Origin of the sequence: Sphingomonas sp. SORGH_AS_0438 (assembly GCF_031453475.1) — a bacterium.
Classification (GTDB): Bacteria; Pseudomonadota; Alphaproteobacteria; order Sphingomonadales; family Sphingomonadaceae; genus Sphingomonas.
In genome coordinates this window covers 3159493-3174023 of sequence record NZ_JAVIZS010000001.1, presented here as the reverse complement: position 1 = coordinate 3174023, position 14531 = coordinate 3159493, and the positions used below count along the sequence as shown (strand labels likewise).

General features: G+C 68.3%; 15 protein-coding genes. 5 read left to right on the top strand and 10 right to left on the bottom strand.

All coding sequences use genetic code 11. The features are described 5' to 3' along the window. Positions 1 to 90: 90 nt before the first annotated feature. Positions 91 to 492 (bottom strand): hypothetical protein, encoded by a 402-nt coding sequence (locus tag QE452_RS14935; protein WP_309730329.1) that lies wholly within the window; start codon positions 490 to 492, stop codon positions 91 to 93. Between the two features lie 54 nt (positions 493 to 546). After that, on the bottom strand, positions 547 to 1113 hold the full coding sequence (locus QE452_RS14930) for an HNH endonuclease (RefSeq protein WP_125996022.1): 567 nt from the start codon (positions 1111 to 1113) through the stop codon (positions 547 to 549). A gap of 86 nt (positions 1114 to 1199) precedes the next feature. Here QE452_RS14930 and gluQRS point away from each other — a divergent pair, with 86 nt between their 5' ends. The 5 genes from gluQRS to egtD are packed head-to-tail and all read left to right on the top strand — an operon-like array spanning position 1200 to position 5131. Beyond that, the gene (gene gluQRS, locus QE452_RS14925) at positions 1200 to 2051 is read left to right on the top strand and encodes a tRNA glutamyl-Q(34) synthetase GluQRS (RefSeq protein WP_309659689.1); all 852 of its coding nucleotides are present in this window, start codon (positions 1200 to 1202) and stop codon (positions 2049 to 2051) included. A gap of 9 nt (positions 2052 to 2060) precedes the next feature. Then, the gene (locus QE452_RS14920) at positions 2061 to 2291 is read left to right on the top strand and encodes a twin transmembrane helix small protein (RefSeq protein ID WP_125996023.1); all 231 of its coding nucleotides are present in this window, start codon (positions 2061 to 2063) and stop codon (positions 2289 to 2291) included. A 1-nt stretch (position 2292) separates the two neighbouring features. Continuing rightward, the gene (locus tag QE452_RS14915) at positions 2293 to 2865 is read left to right on the top strand and encodes a cob(I)yrinic acid a,c-diamide adenosyltransferase (RefSeq protein WP_125996024.1); all 573 of its coding nucleotides are present in this window, start codon (positions 2293 to 2295) and stop codon (positions 2863 to 2865) included. 37 nt (positions 2866 to 2902) lie between these two features. Beyond that, positions 2903 to 4153, top strand: a complete 1251-nt coding sequence (egtB, locus tag QE452_RS14910; protein ID WP_309659470.1) for an ergothioneine biosynthesis protein EgtB — start codon at positions 2903 to 2905, stop codon at positions 4151 to 4153. Continuing rightward, complete coding sequence (gene egtD / locus QE452_RS14905; RefSeq protein WP_309659471.1) at positions 4154 to 5131, top strand: L-histidine N(alpha)-methyltransferase; 978 nt, start codon at positions 4154 to 4156, stop codon at positions 5129 to 5131. Between the two features lie 54 nt (positions 5132 to 5185). On the opposite strand, the gene QE452_RS14900 is transcribed toward egtD, so the two are convergent. The 8 genes from QE452_RS14900 to QE452_RS14865 all read right to left on the bottom strand — a co-directional run bounded on the left by QE452_RS14900 (position 5186) and on the right by QE452_RS14865 (position 14517). Beyond that, positions 5186 to 6289 carry a DUF1176 domain-containing protein gene (locus QE452_RS14900; protein ID WP_309730551.1) on the bottom strand — a complete coding sequence of 368 codons (1104 nt, stop codon included), beginning with the start codon at positions 6287 to 6289 and terminating at the stop codon, positions 5186 to 5188. Positions 6290 to 6323: 34 nt separating this feature from the next. Beyond that, entirely contained in the window at positions 6324 to 6611 is a 288-nt protein-coding gene (locus tag QE452_RS14895) for a DUF3297 family protein (RefSeq protein WP_309659472.1), read from the bottom strand. Between the two features lie 75 nt (positions 6612 to 6686). After that, entirely contained in the window at positions 6687 to 7052 is a 366-nt protein-coding gene (locus tag QE452_RS14890) for a hypothetical protein (protein WP_309659473.1), read from the bottom strand. Between the two features lie 171 nt (positions 7053 to 7223). Further along, complete coding sequence (locus QE452_RS14885; protein ID WP_309659474.1) at positions 7224 to 8525, bottom strand: porin; 1302 nt, start codon at positions 8523 to 8525, stop codon at positions 7224 to 7226. A 47-nt stretch (positions 8526 to 8572) separates the two neighbouring features. Next, positions 8573 to 9013 (bottom strand): DUF2147 domain-containing protein, encoded by a 441-nt coding sequence (locus QE452_RS14880; RefSeq protein ID WP_125995983.1) that lies wholly within the window; start codon positions 9011 to 9013, stop codon positions 8573 to 8575. Positions 9014 to 9243: 230 nt separating this feature from the next. Beyond that, on the bottom strand, positions 9244 to 11040 hold the full coding sequence (locus QE452_RS14875; RefSeq protein WP_309659475.1) for an acyl-CoA dehydrogenase C-terminal domain-containing protein: 1797 nt from the start codon (positions 11038 to 11040) through the stop codon (positions 9244 to 9246). 11 nt (positions 11041 to 11051) lie between these two features. Then, entirely contained in the window at positions 11052 to 13379 is a 2328-nt protein-coding gene (locus tag QE452_RS14870; RefSeq protein WP_309659476.1) for a 3-hydroxyacyl-CoA dehydrogenase NAD-binding domain-containing protein, read from the bottom strand. A 1-nt stretch (position 13380) separates the two neighbouring features. Next, on the bottom strand, positions 13381 to 14517 hold the full coding sequence (locus tag QE452_RS14865; RefSeq protein ID WP_309659477.1) for a thiolase family protein: 1137 nt from the start codon (positions 14515 to 14517) through the stop codon (positions 13381 to 13383). Between the last annotated feature and the right edge of the window lie 14 nt (positions 14518 to 14531).

Genomic DNA, 14531 nt, shown 5'->3' with positions numbered 1-14531 from the left:
GGTGAAAGTCAGGTCAAGCCACGATCGCCCGCTCACACGAACAATTGTTACGCATACCTATGCACCAGTGACAGATTCGTTCGGTTGTGCTTAGGGAACTGGAATCACCGACCCAGTGGGCGTGGGAGCCGGTTGCGGGTTGCGGCGATAGGTTTCGCGCTCCTCCGACGTCACCGTGCCGTCGCGGTTCAAGTCCATCCGATCGAACCGCGCCAGCATCCCTTCGGAAAATTCAGTCGCGGTGATCTTGCCGTCGTGATTGCGGTCGAGCTCCAGAAGGCGCGAATTGTTGCGCGGCATCTCCGTCCGGTCGATCACGCCGTCGCCGTCGCGGTCGAGCGCATGGAAGCGGCGCTCCATCATCCCGCCGAAATCGAGCCGCGACGTGACCGAGGGCGGGGTGAAGCCGGCGGCGGCAGCCTGGTGATCGGCCTGTGCCATCTTGTGTTCCGGGTCCTTGCCGCATCCACCCAAAGCCAGCGCTGCCAGCATCGTGGCCGCCGCCAATCCCCCGTTCGTCACCCGCATCAATGGCTCCCGTTCCTGTTAGGCCTGCAACTCAACGTCCCAATAGAGCCAGTCGTGCCATGTCTCGTGCAGGTAGTTGGGCGGGAAGGCGCGGCCATGTTCCTGGAGATGCCAGTTGGTCGGTCGGATCGGCTCGACATGCAGCGGCATGGCCGCCTCGCGCGGGGTGCGGCCGCCCTTTTTCAGGTTGCACGGCGCGCAGGCGGTCACGACATTCTCCCAGGTCGTCCGCCCGCCATAGGCGCGGGGGATGACATGGTCGAAGGTCAGGTCGCGGCCGACCCCGCAATATTGGCAGGCGAAGCGGTCGCGCAGGAACAGGTTGAAGCGGGTGAAGGCGGGGAATTGCGACGGCTTCACATATTGCTTCAGCGCGATCACCGATGGCAGCTTCAACGCGAAATTGGCGCTGCGCACCTCGCGCTCATAATGGGCGACGATGTCGACGCGGTCCAGGAACACCGCCTTGACCGCCGTCTGCCACGGCCAGAGGCTGAGCGGATAATAGGACAGCGGCGTATAGTCCGCATTGAGCACGAGCGTGGGGCAACTATCGGGATGTCGGATCAGGTCGGGATGAAACACGGGCCCTCCCAAGCAAAACCGGAAGTGCTTTGGCCGACCGGCGTGACACAGTCATGACAATGGACGACAAGACAGCACGGACCGTGATGCCGGGTCAAGTGCGGACACGATTTGCCCCTTCCCCTACCGGGTCGCTGCATCTCGGCCATGCCTGGTCCGCGATCCTGTCCCATGACTTTGCCGTAACGCACCAGGGCGCGTTCTTGTTGCGGATCGAGGATATCGACGGCACCCGTTCGCGGCCCGAACATGTCGCGGGCATATTGGACGACCTCGCCTGGCTGGGGTTGCGGTATGACGGGCCGGTCTTCCAGTCGGAACGGCTGGCCAGCTATGCCGCCGCGCTCGACCGGCTGAAGGCGATGGACCTGGTCTATCCCTGTTTCTGCACGCGCGCGGAGATCGCCGCCAGCCTGTCCGCGCCGCACGGGGCGACCGCCGCCTATCCCGGCACCTGCCGCCGCCTGACCCCGACCGAGGCGCGGGCGCGGATGGGCGAGCCGCATTGCTGGCGGCTGGACATGGCGCGCGCGACGGCGCTGGCGGGGCCGCTCGACTGGTCCGATCACGGCCGGCGCATCGCCACCGATCCCGGCCCCCAGGGCGATGTGGTGCTGGCGCGCAAGGATGCGCCGGCCAGCTATCATCTGGCGGTGATGCTGGACGATGCCGCGCAAGGCGTCACCGATATCGTGCGCGGGCTCGACCTGTTCGACGCGACGCATGTCCACCGGCTGCTCCAGGCATTGCTCGGCCTGCCGACGCCCCGTTACCACCACCATCCACTGCTGACCGGCCCGGACGGGCGGCGGCTGGCCAAGCGCGACGGCGCCCCCAGCCTCGCCGCGATGCGCGCCGCCGGGCGGGACGGGCGGGCGCTGGCGGAGGCGTTGCGCAAGGGTGAATTGCCCGCTGGTCTTTCGCCGGCAAAGCCTTAAGTTACCCGCATGAACACCTTCCTCACCCTGCTGCTCATCGCCGCGATGATCGCGACGGTGGTGGCGCTCGTGCGCGGGGTGATCGCCTTCCTCCAGGAATCGACCGCGCAGGTGAAGAAGGGCGAGGGGCCGAGCCAGGCGTCGCTGAAATCCAACCGGATGATGCAGCAGCGCGTCTTCTTCCAGGCGCTGGCCATCCTGATCGTGGTCGTGATCCTGTTCGCGGCCGGGCGGACCTGATCTGGTCAAGCTGACGAAAATCTACACGCGCACCGGCGACGACGGCACCACCGGGCTGGTCGATGGCAGCCGCGTGCGCAAGTGCGACGCGCGCATGGAAGCGATCGGCGATGTCGACGAGGCGAACAGCGCGATCGGCGTGGCGCTGGTGCCGGTGCCCGCCGGGCCGATCCGCGACGCGCTGCTGCTGATCCAGAACGACCTGTTCGACCTGGGCGCGGACCTCGCCACCCCGGCCGGGGAGGGTGAGGATTTCGCCCCATCGGCGATGGTGCTGCGCATCGTGCCGGCGCAGGTCGACCGGCTGGAGGCGGCGATCGATGCCGCCAATGCCGATCTGTCGCCGCTTCGCAGCTTCATCCTGCCCGGTGGTTCGCCGGCGGCGGCGGCGCTGCATCTGGCGCGTGCGATCACGCGCCGCGCGGAGCGGGCGATGGTGGCGGTCGACGCGCCGATCAATCCGGCGGCGCTATCCTACATCAACCGTTTGTCGGATTTCCTGTTCGTGGCCGCCCGGGCGCTGAACCAAAACGGATCAGGGGACGTTCTTTGGGTTCCGGGGGGAGCGCGCTGATCGATCATCGGCCGTGCGCCTGGACAGGAGCAGGTGGATGGCGACGGCGGTTTCGGCAATCGATACAAGGCTGGAGGCGCGTTTCGCGCATGTCCGCGCCCTAAGCCTGGCCCTGACCGATCGCCTGTCCGACGCGGACGCCACGGTCCAGTCGATGCCCGACGCCTCGCCGGCCAAATGGCATCTGGCGCATACCACCTGGTTCTTCGAGACCTTCGTCTTGCGTGATCATGTGCCCGGCTATCGGCTGCACGACGATCGCTGGCCCTTCCTGTTCAACAGCTATTACGAGGCCGAGGGACGACGCCACGCCCGCCACCGGCGCGGGATGATTACCCGTCCCGACTTGGCCGAGGTGCGGGCCTATCGCGCGCATGTCGACGCCGCCCTGACCCAGGCGCTGCCGACTCTGTCGGCGGCGGCGCGGGACTTGGTCGCGCTCGGCTGCCATCATGAGGAGCAGCATCAGGAGCTGCTGGTCACCGACCTGATCCACCTGTTCAGCGAGAACCCGCTGGAACCGGCGCTCTATCCGCCCGCCCGGCGCGGCCCCTCGGCCTTGCCCGCCGAGACCGGCTGGTGGACACATCCCGGCGGCATTGTACGGATCGGCCATGCCGGCGACGGCTTCGCCTTCGACTGCGAGGGGCCCCGGCACGAGACGTTGCTCGCGCCGCACAAGCTCGCCGACCGCACCGTCACCAATGGCGAATGGGCCGCCTTCATCGCCGATGGCGGCTATCGCGAACCGCGCTGGTGGCTGGCCGATGGCTGGGCCTGGGTGAAGGCGGAGGCGATCGAGGCGCCGCTCTACTGGCAGCAGGGCGCGGAGGGCTGGACGCAATTCGGGCTGGATGGCCGCCGTCCGGTCGATCCCGCCGCGCCCGTGACTCATATCAGCTTCTTCGAGGCGGACGCCTATGCCGCCTGGGCCGGCGCCCGCCTGCCGACCGAGGCGGAGTGGGAGGCGCATGCCGCCACGCAGGACTCGCTCGGCGGACGGCAACTGGACGCCGCCGGGGTGATCGAGCCGGCCGCCGCCGCCGGCGCGCCGATGTTCGGCAATGTCTGGGAATGGACCGGCAGCGCCTATCGCCCCTATCCGGGCTTCCACGCCGCCGAAGGCGCGGTCGGCGAATATAATGGCAAGTTCATGAGCGGACAGTTCGTGTTGCGCGGTGGTTCCTGCGCGACGCCGCGCGGCCATGTCCGCGCCTGTTACCGCAACTTCTTCTACCCCCATCAACGCTGGCAATTCACCGGCCTGCGCCTGGCAAAGGATCTCTAGATGCTGAAACCCGAGGGTGAGGATGGTCTGCGCAGCCTGACCGACCCCGCATTCCGCGCCGATGTGCTCGCCGGGCTGGAGCGTCGCCCGCGCGCGATCCCGGCGCGCTGGTTCTACGACCGGCGCGGGTCGGAACTGTTCGAGGCAATCACCGACCTGCCCGAATATTACCCCACCCGCACCGAGACGGCGATCCTGGAGACGATCTGCCCGACCCTGCACGATCTGGTCGGGACGGGCCGGGCGGTGGTGGAGTTCGGCTCCGGCTCCTCGACCAAGACACCGGTGGTGCTGCGCTGCGTCGAACCTTCGGCCTATGTGCCGATCGACATTTCCGGCGATTTTCTACGCGAATCGTCGCGCGCGCTGGCGGCGCAGTTCCCCGATCTGACGGTATTGCCGTTCGAGGCGGATTTCCTGAAGCCGCTGACGCTGCCGGCGGCGGTGGCGGACCGGCCGAAGCTGGGCTTCTTCCCCGGCTCGACGATCGGCAACATGACGCCGGCCATGGCCTGCGACCTGCTGCGCGCGATGCGCTCGTCGCTGGGCGAGGGGGCGATGCTGCTGATCGGCATGGACCGGATCAAGGACCCGGCGGTGCTGGTCCCCGCCTATGACGATGCGGCGGGCGTGACGGCGGCGTTCAACTTGAACCTGATCGAGCGGATCAACCGCGAGCTGGACGGCACCATGCCGGTGGACGGCTTCCGCCACCGTGCGATCTGGAACGACGACCGCGCGCGGATCGAGATGCATCTGGAGGCGGTGCGCGACATCGCCTTCACGGTTGACGGCCGATCCTTCGCCATGGCGGCGGGGGAGACGATCCATACCGAGAACAGCCACAAATACGGCCCCCGCGACGCACGCATCCTGTTGCGCACCGGCGGCTGGACGCCGGTGGCGGAATGGACCGATCCCGATGGGCTGTTCGCGGTCTATCTGGCGGAAGCGCAGGCGGAGCGGGTCGCGCCCTAGGATCGGTGTACGCGGGGAAGCGTGGAACGGAGTTCCATGTTTCCCCGCCAACGATCAGTCCCGCACCACCCGCGTCCGCCAGGTGGTGAGATAGTTCGGATTGCCCCGGCACTCGCGCATCTCGCTCTGTTCGGTCAGGCGCAGGCGGGTGCCGTTCCATGCCAGGCTCTGCACCAGGCCGCAGTCGCCCAGGCCGCGACCCTTGGCATAGCCGGTGAGCACGCCGTCCTTCCAAACGCCGTTGACCAGTTCGGGCACCGGGCCATCGCCCTCCGCGCCGGTTTCCGCGAAGCCGATCGGTGCATCCACCCGGACGGGCACCCAATCCCGGCCTTGCGAGACGAAGAGCGCCGCCAGCAGATTATACGCCCCCATCGAACAGGGCACGATCAACAGCGTGCGGCCGCCACCTAGCGCATGGGCCTCGGGCGGCATCGTGCCGGCGGGATTGTCGGCGGGCACGTCCATCGCGCACCCGGCCTGCTTGCGCAGCCGGTCGAGCGTCGGCGTATCGATCGCGGCGGGCCGCCCGACCGGGCGGACCATGCGGACGACCGGCAACGGCGCGGCGACGGGGACGTTGGTCGCTGGCGCATCGCCCTTGGCCATCACGGCGGTGACGGTGCCGGCGCGGCCCTGCTCGGCATCGATGTAGCGCAGCGCCGCTGCCGCGCCGCGCAACGACACGGTGGACAATGTGCGCTGGCCCGACAGGATCGCCAGTCGCTTGGCATCGGCCATGGCGGTCACGATCGCGGCGGCGGGCGCACCGGTCAGCCCGCCGGTGAGCGACAGGCGGCGGCCGTCGATCGACACCGCATCGGGGGCCGGGCTCCGGTCCGCCAGCGCGTCGAAGGCGAGGTCGAACCCGCCCCGGGGGCCGGGCGCGCGGGTGACGGTCATCGTTACTTTGGGCCAGTCGACGCCGAAATCCTCGCCCAGCGAGGTCATCGCGCAACGGCGGACATTGTCGCAGCCGACCGCCCAGTCGCCAAAGGTCTTGAGGGCGCCGGGATGCGGCGTCCCCGGCGCGTCGCGCGTCGCCTTGGGCGCCGGCGCGGTGGCGGCCGGCTTGGCGCCATGGTCCGGCGTGGCGGCGACGCCGTCCGGTGCGCTCGCCTGCGTGCAGGCAGCGAGGCCGACCGTGAGAAGAAGAATGCGCTTCAGGTCGGCCTCCCAGTATTTCGGAGGATCAGTCGGCCGTCGACTCGGCCGTATCCTCGCCCGTCTCGGCCCCGTCGGCGGGGCGTTCGAACCATGCCTCGACCGGACCGTTCAGCTTGATCGTCAGCGGCCGGCCCTGGCGGTCGACCTTCTTGCCGAGCCCGACCCGGATCCAGCCCTCGGAGATCGAGTATTCCTCGACGTCGCGGCGCTCCGCACCCTTGAAGCGGATGCCGACGCCACGCTCCAGCGCGGCCTGATCGAAGAAGGGGCTGTCGGGGTTGATCGCGAGATGGTCGGGAGGCGTATCGGTCATGCCCGGCGCTTAGCGCAACCACCGCCGGCTCGGCCACAAAAAAGCGGCGTGGGAAGACCCACGCCGCCGATCGCCTTACTGGCAGACGCGTACGGGGACGCGATAGCCATATTGGTCGTAACGCCACTGCGTCCAGCATTGCGGCTGGTAGTAGTTGTCGTAGTAATAGTCGCGATAGACGGGCGGCGGCGGGGGTGGCGGCGGCGCGTCATAGTAATAATAATTGCGGTTATAGCCCCGGTTGCTGCTGGCGATGGCCGCGCCGACGCCCAGGCCGACGATGCCGCCGAGCAACGCGCCCGCCGCGGCATTGCCGCCGCCACCGCGATGCCGCCAGCCATAGTCCCCGCGCCACCGCTGTGCCTCCGCCGGGGCCGCCGCGGTCACGGCGGTCGCCGCCAAGGCGATGCTCAATCCTGCTGTCTTGATCCAATTGTTCATCCCGAACCTCCTACTCGATACGCCCGGTCCGCTGTGAGACAAACGCGCGAAGGTGCGATCGTGGTTCCGGGTCTAGGCGAGTCGCGCTGAATGCATCCGGAATGCAATATTTAGCGGCGGTTCAGGGACATGGGCGGCGGCGGCCCTGGGCCAGCCGCCGCCCCGGGGGGATCAGAAGCGGAAGCGGCCACCCAGCGACGCGATGAAGGCGTGCGCGTCCTGCAGTCGGCCGTTGGTCAGGATCGGCGTCTGCGCGGCGGTGCCGGCATAGGCGGCGGTGATCCGGTCGATCGGCGCGTTCTTGAAGTCGACATAATTGCCGGCGGCGTCGATCGAGAAGCGCGAGGTGAGGTTGAAGGTCGCGCCCGCGCCATAGTTCCAGCGGTTCGAGTCGGGCACGCGTGCATCGCGCTGGCCGTTGCGGGTCGGGGTGGTGGCATGCTGCACGCCTGCGCGCAGCGTCAGCGCCGGCGATACGGCGTAGTCGACGCCGCCCGCCAGGCTCCAGCTGTCGCGATAGTTTTCGGGCAGCGCCTGGTTGATCGGCGCGCCCAGCCGGATCGCGTCGAACTTGCTCCAATTGTAGCGGACCGCCTGCGCGTTCAGCGTCAGCGCATTGGTGGCGCGCAGCCGGGCGCCGACGATGGTCTGGGCGGGCGTGTAGAACTCCGCGGTCGCGCCGTCGATCGTGCGGTTCTGCGCGGCGAGCGGGCCGACCAGGCCGCTGACTTCCAGATTGCCCTTCAGATTGTGTTGGATGCGCGACTTATAGGCGATGCCGACGGTGATGAAGTCGTTGTGCATCTGCACGCCGGCGGTCCAGCCCAGGTCCCAGCCATGGCCTTCCAGCTTCTGCGCGCCGTCCGGCAGCGCGGCGGACAGGTTGGGCAGGGCGTTGCCCAGGCTGGCATCGGTATATTCGACGTTCACCGCGCCGCCGACGCGCAGCCAGTCGGTCAGCGCGACGCCGATCGAGGGCTGGATGTCGACGGTCAGCAGCTTGGTGCGATCGGCCGAATAGCGCGCCCAGCTATTGGCGTCGTAATCGGTGGTGAAGCTGTAGGGCGAGGTCACCGCCAGGCCGATCGAGACGCGGTCGGTCAGCGGATAGGCGATCGCGCCGGACGGCAGCACGCCATTGTTGATCGGGTTCTTCGACACCGACTGGCCACCGATCGCGGCGGCGGGCTGGCCCGGCCGGCGGATCAGCGTGCCATTGTCGACGACCTTGCCCCTGGGCAGGATGGCGGAGGCGGCGATCGCCGCATCGCCCTGGTCCAGCCCGCCGATCGCGGCCGGGTTCCACCACAGCGACTGTGCGCCGGTATCGGCCGCCTCGCCCGAAAAGGCGCGACCGGCGCCGCGTGCCGACTGTTCCTGGAGGTAGAAGGCCTGACCCTGCGCGACGCCGGCGAAGGCGAACAGGGACAGGGCAGCGGAGGTGGCGAGCGACACCTTCAGGCGCAGCGACATGAAGCAGTTCCTTTGGTCAGTTCAGTGATGGAAATCCGCAGTCTGGATCAGCGCACGCGCGTCCAGGTCTGGGTCTTGCAGAGCGGCACGAACACGCAGCCGCGCACCTTCAGCCGGTCGTTGCCGATGGGCGTCAGCTTGGCGTTGTAGGTCTTGCCGTCATCGGCATTGTAGATGGTGCCGCCCGACCAGGCATCGCCATCGCCCTTGAAGCCGCTGAGCAGCATCAGGCCCTTCAACGGACGGTTGCGCAGCGACGCGTCCTTGTTGTTGGCGTCCTTCAGATTGGGCTGGGTGCGCAGCAGTTCGGACGTGACCAGCCGGCCGCAGATCGATGCGCCGCAGCGCTGGATCTCGACCACGCCGCCGCGCGTCTCAGTCTTCCACATGCCGATCGCGGCATTGGGCCCGGCTTGCGCCGACGCCGCCACGGGCGCGAGCGCCACGACCGATGCGATCAGGGTGGCGAACAGGGCAGGTGCCGACATCATCCTCTCCTCTTGGCCCTATCAGGGCCGTTTGGTGGCCGCCGTATATGTACGATCGGCCGGTTGCACCAGTGCGCCGGGCTTGACTTAAAGGGGTGTTGCCTGACGCATGGGGAAGCCTGCTGACCCTATGTTTTTCTATTGATCTGTCAAGGTCAGCAGGGCTGTCTTTTACGGGCGTGCGCGACGCATCGGGTGGCCGTGCTCCTGCATCCGCAGGAGCACGAGCATCAGAAAGCGTCGGCGGGCAGCGCCATGGTCGATCGCTTGCCCGACTTGATGACCAGGAAGCCGGTCGTCGCCTGTGGCAGGATGCGGTCGAAGAAGAAGCCGGCGGTGGCCAGCTTGGCGCGGTAGAAGGCCTCGTCCTCCGTTCCCTCGGCCAGCCGGTCCTGCGCGATCCGCTCGGCCTTGAGGAAGCAATAGCCGATGCCGACCAGCCCCAGCATCCGCAGGTAGTCGGTCGCCGCCGCGCCGATCTCGTCCGGGTCCTTCAACCCCTTCTGCGCGAGCATTCCGGTCGTGAGCTGCAACGCACCGAACGCCTGGTGGAGCGCGGTGGCGTGGATGCCCAGCACCTTGTCGGCGGTGCCGGTCAGCTCCTCCAGCAGGCCGGAGACGCTGTGGAAGAAGGGGCGGAGCGCGCGGCCCATGTTTGCCGGCATCTTGCGGCCGAGCAGGTCGAGCGCCTGGACGCCGTTCGTCCCCTCATAGATCTGGCAGATGCGCGCATCGCGGACGAACTGCTCGACGCCATGCTCGCGGATATAGCCATGGCCGCCATAGGTCTGCACCGCCAGGTTTGCCGCCTCGGAGGCGAGGTCGGTGAACAGCGCTTTCACCACCGGCGTCATCAGCGCGACGAAGTCGGTCGCGCGGGCGCGGCCCTCGGGATCGGTGCCGTGCTTCTCGGCATCCAGCGCCTGCGAGGTCCATTGCCCGAGCGCGCGGCACCCCTCCGCATAGACGCGCATCGTCATCAGCATCCGGCGTACGTCCGGGTGGACGATGATCGGGTCGGCGGGCAGGTCCGGTCGCGCCGGGCCGGTCAGCGCGCGGCCCTGCAACCGGTCGCGCGCATAGGCGACGGCGGACTGATAGGCGATCTCGCCCACGCCCAGCCCCTGCACGCCGACCGAGACGCGCTCGGTGTTCATCATCGTGAACATCGCCGCCAGGCCCCGGTTCGGCTCACCGACCAGCCAGCCGGTCGCCCCGTCGAAGTTCATCTGGCAGGTGGCCGAGGCCTTGAGGCCCATCTTATGCTCGATGCCGGCGACCGCGACGCCGTTGCGCGCGCCCGGGCTGCCATCGTCCTTGGGCAGGAACTTCGGCACCAGGAACAGGCTGATCCCCTTCACGCCGGCCGGCGCGTCGGGCAGGCGGGCCAGGACCAGATGGACGATATTGTCGGTCAGGTCATGGTCGCCGGACGAGATGAAGATCTTCGATCCGGTCACCGCATAGCTGCCGTCCGCCTGCGGCACCGCGCGGGTGCGGAGCAGGCCAAGATCGGTGCCGCAATGCGACTCGGTCAGGCACATGGTGCCCGCCCATTCGCCGCTGACCATCTTGGGCAGATAGGCCTGTTTCAGCGCGTCGCTGCCATGGCCCTCGATCGCGGTGGTCGCGCCGTGGGTCAGGCCGGGATAGAGGCCGAAGGACAGGTTGGCCGAGCAGGTCATCTCCTCGACCAGCTTGTTCACCGTCTCCGGCAGGCCCTGTCCGCCCCAGCGCGGATCGGACGACAGCGCCGCCCAGCCGCCCTCGCGGAAGCGGGCATAGGCCTCCGGAAAGCCCTTGGGCGTGCGCACCACGCCATTCTCATAGGTGCAGCCCTCCAGGTCGCCGCTGGCGTTGAGCGGCAGCAGCACCTCCTGCGCCATCCGCGCCGCCTCTTCGAGGATCGCGTCGTACAGGTCGGGGGTGAAGTCGTCGGAGAGCGCCAGCGGCCCGAAGGGCTGGTCGGCGAAGAGTTCGTGCAGCACGAAGCGCATGTCGCGCAACGGGGCGGTATAGACTTGCATCGTCCTGATCCTCAGTTGCGCAGCGGCTTGCCGGTCGTCAGCATCTGTTCGACCCGCGCCTGGGTGCGGCTGTCCTTGACGCCCGCCAGGAAGGCCTGGCGTTCCAGCTTGAGCAGTTGGTCCTCGGTGACGGTGTCGACCAGATCGGCCTCGCCGCCGGTCAGCACGTTCGCCAGGCGCTCGGCGACCACCACATCATAATCGGTCGCCACGCCCTTCTTGCGGAAGTCGGCGACGACGCCGGCAATGCCGACCCGGCCGCTCTCGCCCGGCAGGCGGAAGGTCGGCTTCTCCGGCGGGGCATAGCCCTCGACCAGGGCCAATGCGCGCGCCTTGGCATCCGCCAGCAGCCGGTCGCGGTTCATGGTGATGCCGTCGGAGGGGCGCAGGAACATCAGCTCCTTCGCCTCCGCCGCCGACTTGGACACCTTGGCGGTCGAGATCGTCTCGAACGCCTTGGCGACCGCCGGCATCGGCCCCTTGGGCATCATCGGCGCCTTGGCGAAGCGGTCCAGCATCTCGCCATTGCCGCCCCAGCCGGGCAGCAGGCCGACGCCGCATTCGACCAGGCCGATATAGCTTTCGGCATGGGCCTGCACCGCATCCGAGTGCAGCAGCACCTCGCACCCGCCGCCCAGCGCCATGCCGGCCGGGGCCGACACGACCGGGAAGGGGGCGTATTTCAGCGCCTTGAACGCCTGTTGCCCGGCGGCGATCAGCTTGTCGATCTCGCTCCACGCGGCGATGTTCACCGCGAACATCGCCAGGCCCAGATTGGCCCCGGCCGAGAAGTTCGATCCCTCGTTATAGATGACCAGCGCCTTGTACTTCGCCTTCACCAGCGGAATCGCCTGCTGGATCAGCTTGGTCACCTCTTCGTCCAGGGCGTTCATCTTGCCGGTGAATTCCAGCGCCACGACGCCGTCGCCGATATCCCACAGGGCCGCGGAGCCGGTCTTGGCCAGCGGCTGCCCGCGCAGTTTGATATCCTCCAGCAGCAGCACGCCCGCGGGCCGCACCACATCGGCATAATCGCCGGCCAGCGTCCAATATTGCCGCTTGCCGTCCTCGATCCGGTAGAAGGGGCGGTCGCCCACCGCCTCCAGGATCGCCGGCACCGGCCGACCCTCGGCCTTGAGCCGCGCGGCCAGCTGGCCCGGCCCCATGCGGTCGATCAGCTCGAACGGCCCGAACTTCCAGTTATAGCCGAGCTTCATCGCGTCATCGATCGCGACGATGTCATCGGCCGCCTCGCCGACCAGCATCGCGGCATAGGACAGCACCTTGCCCAGTATCTCCCAGGCATAGGCCCCTGTCTTGCCCGGCGCCGTCACCAGCGCCGCCAGGTCGCGCTCCGCCTTGCCGGGCAGTTTCTCGGGCGTGACCTGCGGGCGGTATTCGCCGGTGGCGAGGTCGAGCGCCAGCTTGGTGCGCGTGCCGTCCGCGCCCTTGTCGAGCCGGTAGAAGCCGCCCTTGCCCTTGCGGCCCGTGAATCCCTCGGCGATCATCCGGTCGACCAGCGGCAGCGGCCGCACCGTGTCGAAATAGGGGTCGCCCGCCGGCAGGGTCGAGGACAGGCTCTTCGCCAGCAGCGGCATCAGGTCGACGCCGACCAGGTCGATCAGGCCGAAGATGCCGGTCTTGGGCACGCCCATCGGCCGGCCGCCGATCTGGTCGGCCTCCTCGACGGTCAGCCCCTGATCCATCGCGGCGTTGATCGCGACCGCCAGCCAATAGGTGCCGATGCGATTGGCGATGAAGCCGGGCGTATCCTTGGCGCGGACGATCCGCTTGCCCAGGAACCGGTCGACGAAATCCTCGACCTTGCCGGCCACGGCGGCGTCGCTGTGCTGGCCGCGCACGATCTCGATCAGCCGCATGTAGCGCGGCGGATTGAAGAAATGGGTGATGAGGAAGTCGGCCTTGAACTGGTCCGACCGGCCCTCGACCAGCTTCTCCAGCGGGATGGTCGAGGTGTTGGACGACACGGCGGTGCCCGGCCGCTTCACCTGCTCCAGCCGCGCATAGAGCGCCTGCTTGATGTCGAGCCGCTCGACGATCGCCTCGACCACCCAGTCGCATTCGGCGACCCGGTCGAGATGATCCTCGATATTGCCGGTCTCGACCAGCTTCGCCGCGCCCTTGGACATGAAGGGGGCGGGATCGGTCTTGAGCATCTTCGCCACCGCGCCCTTGGCGACCGCGTCGCGATCACCACCGTCCCTGGGCACGATGTCGAGCAGCAGCACCGGCACGCCGGCATTGGCGACATGCGCCGCGATGCCGGCGCCCATCACGCCCGCGCCGATCACGCAGACCTTCTTGACCTGGTCCGTCATGTTATGCGCGCTCCAGCACGGTCGCGATGCCCTGGCCGCCGCCGATGCACTGGGTGGCGAGCGCATAGCGGCCGCCCTCCCGCGCCAGCAGCGCCGCTGCCTTGCCGACGATGCGCGCGCCAGTCGCGCCCAGCGGATGGCCGATCGCGATCGCGCCGCCGTCCAGGTTGATCGTCTCGTCCTTCAGCCCCAGGTCGCGGATGCAGGCGATGGCCTGGCTCGCAAAGGCCTCGTTGATCTCGACCACGTCCAGGTCGCTGGCGGACAGGCCGGCGCGCTCCAGCGCCTTTTTCGACGCGCCGATCGGGCCCAAACCCATCGTCTCCGGTTCGCAGCCCGAAATGCCGACCGACTTGATCCGCGCCAAAATGGTCAGGCCGTGCGTCTTCGCGAATGCCTCCGAGGTGACCAGCACCGCGCTCGCGCCATCGGTCAGCGGCGAGGAGGTGCCGGCGGTCACCGAGCCGTCCTGGTGGAAGGCGGGCTTGAGGCCGGCGAGCGCCGCCTCGTCGGTGTCGGGACGGATCGTGCCGTCCTCGCTGACCGTGCCGGCCTTGGTGACGATCGGCACGATCTCATCGGCCAGCCTGCCGGCCTCGCGCGCGGCGGCGGCCTTTTTCTGGCTCGTCACCGCGAACCGGTCCTGCTCGGCGCGGGTGATCTGGTATTTCTGCGCGACATTCTCGGCGGTGTCGCCCATGCCCATGTACGCACCGGGCTTGGCCTTGGCGAGCGCGGGATTGGGCAGGGGGTTGTAGCCGCCCATCGGGATGCGGCTCATCGATTCCAGCCCGGCGCAGATGAACGCCTCGCCCGCGCCGATCTGGATCTGGCCGACCGCGATATGGATCGCGCTCATCGACGATCCGCAGAAGCGGTTCACCGTCATGCCGCCGACCGACAGCGGCAGGTCGGCGAGCAGGCCGATCATCCGTGCGACGTTCAGCCCCTGCTCGCCCTCCGGAAAGGCGCAGCCCAGCACGATATCCTCGATCAGCGCCGGATCGACGCCGGACTTGTCGATCAACCCCCGGATCGTCTGCGCGGCCAGGTCGTCGGGACGGACCCGCGCCAGCGCGCCCTTGCCGGCGAGGTGGAAGGGCGAACGGGCATAACCGGCGATGACGACGTTGGTCATGAAATCCTCTCTGA

Bases quoted from the DNA above. Each gene is read 5' to 3' on its own strand.
- QE452_RS14895 (WP_309659472.1), bottom strand. From the start codon at position 6,611: ATGACCGATACGCCTCCCGACCATCTCGCGATCAACCCCGACAGCCCC.
- QE452_RS14885 (WP_309659474.1), bottom strand. From the start codon at position 8,525: ATGTCGCTGCGCCTGAAGGTGTCGCTCGCCACCTCCGCTGCCCTGTCC.
- gluQRS (WP_309659689.1), top strand. From the start codon at position 1,200: ATGCCGGGTCAAGTGCGGACACGATTTGCCCCTTCCCCTACCGGGTCG.
- QE452_RS14865 (WP_309659477.1), bottom strand. From the start codon at position 14,517: ATGACCAACGTCGTCATCGCCGGTTATGCCCGTTCGCCCTTCCACCTC.
- QE452_RS14870 (WP_309659476.1), bottom strand. From the start codon at position 13,379: ATGACGGACCAGGTCAAGAAGGTCTGCGTGATCGGCGCGGGCGTGATG.
- QE452_RS14880 (WP_125995983.1), bottom strand. From the start codon at position 9,013: ATGTCGGCACCTGCCCTGTTCGCCACCCTGATCGCATCGGTCGTGGCG.
- QE452_RS14890 (WP_309659473.1), bottom strand. From the start codon at position 7,052: ATGAACAATTGGATCAAGACAGCAGGATTGAGCATCGCCTTGGCGGCG.
- QE452_RS14920 (WP_125996023.1), top strand. From the start codon at position 2,061: ATGAACACCTTCCTCACCCTGCTGCTCATCGCCGCGATGATCGCGACG.
- egtD (WP_309659471.1), top strand. From the start codon at position 4,154: ATGCTGAAACCCGAGGGTGAGGATGGTCTGCGCAGCCTGACCGACCCC.
- QE452_RS14875 (WP_309659475.1), bottom strand. From the start codon at position 11,040: ATGCAAGTCTATACCGCCCCGTTGCGCGACATGCGCTTCGTGCTGCAC.
- egtB (WP_309659470.1), top strand. From the start codon at position 2,903: ATGGCGACGGCGGTTTCGGCAATCGATACAAGGCTGGAGGCGCGTTTC.
- QE452_RS14935 (WP_309730329.1), bottom strand. From the start codon at position 492: ATGCTGGCAGCGCTGGCTTTGGGTGGATGCGGCAAGGACCCGGAACAC.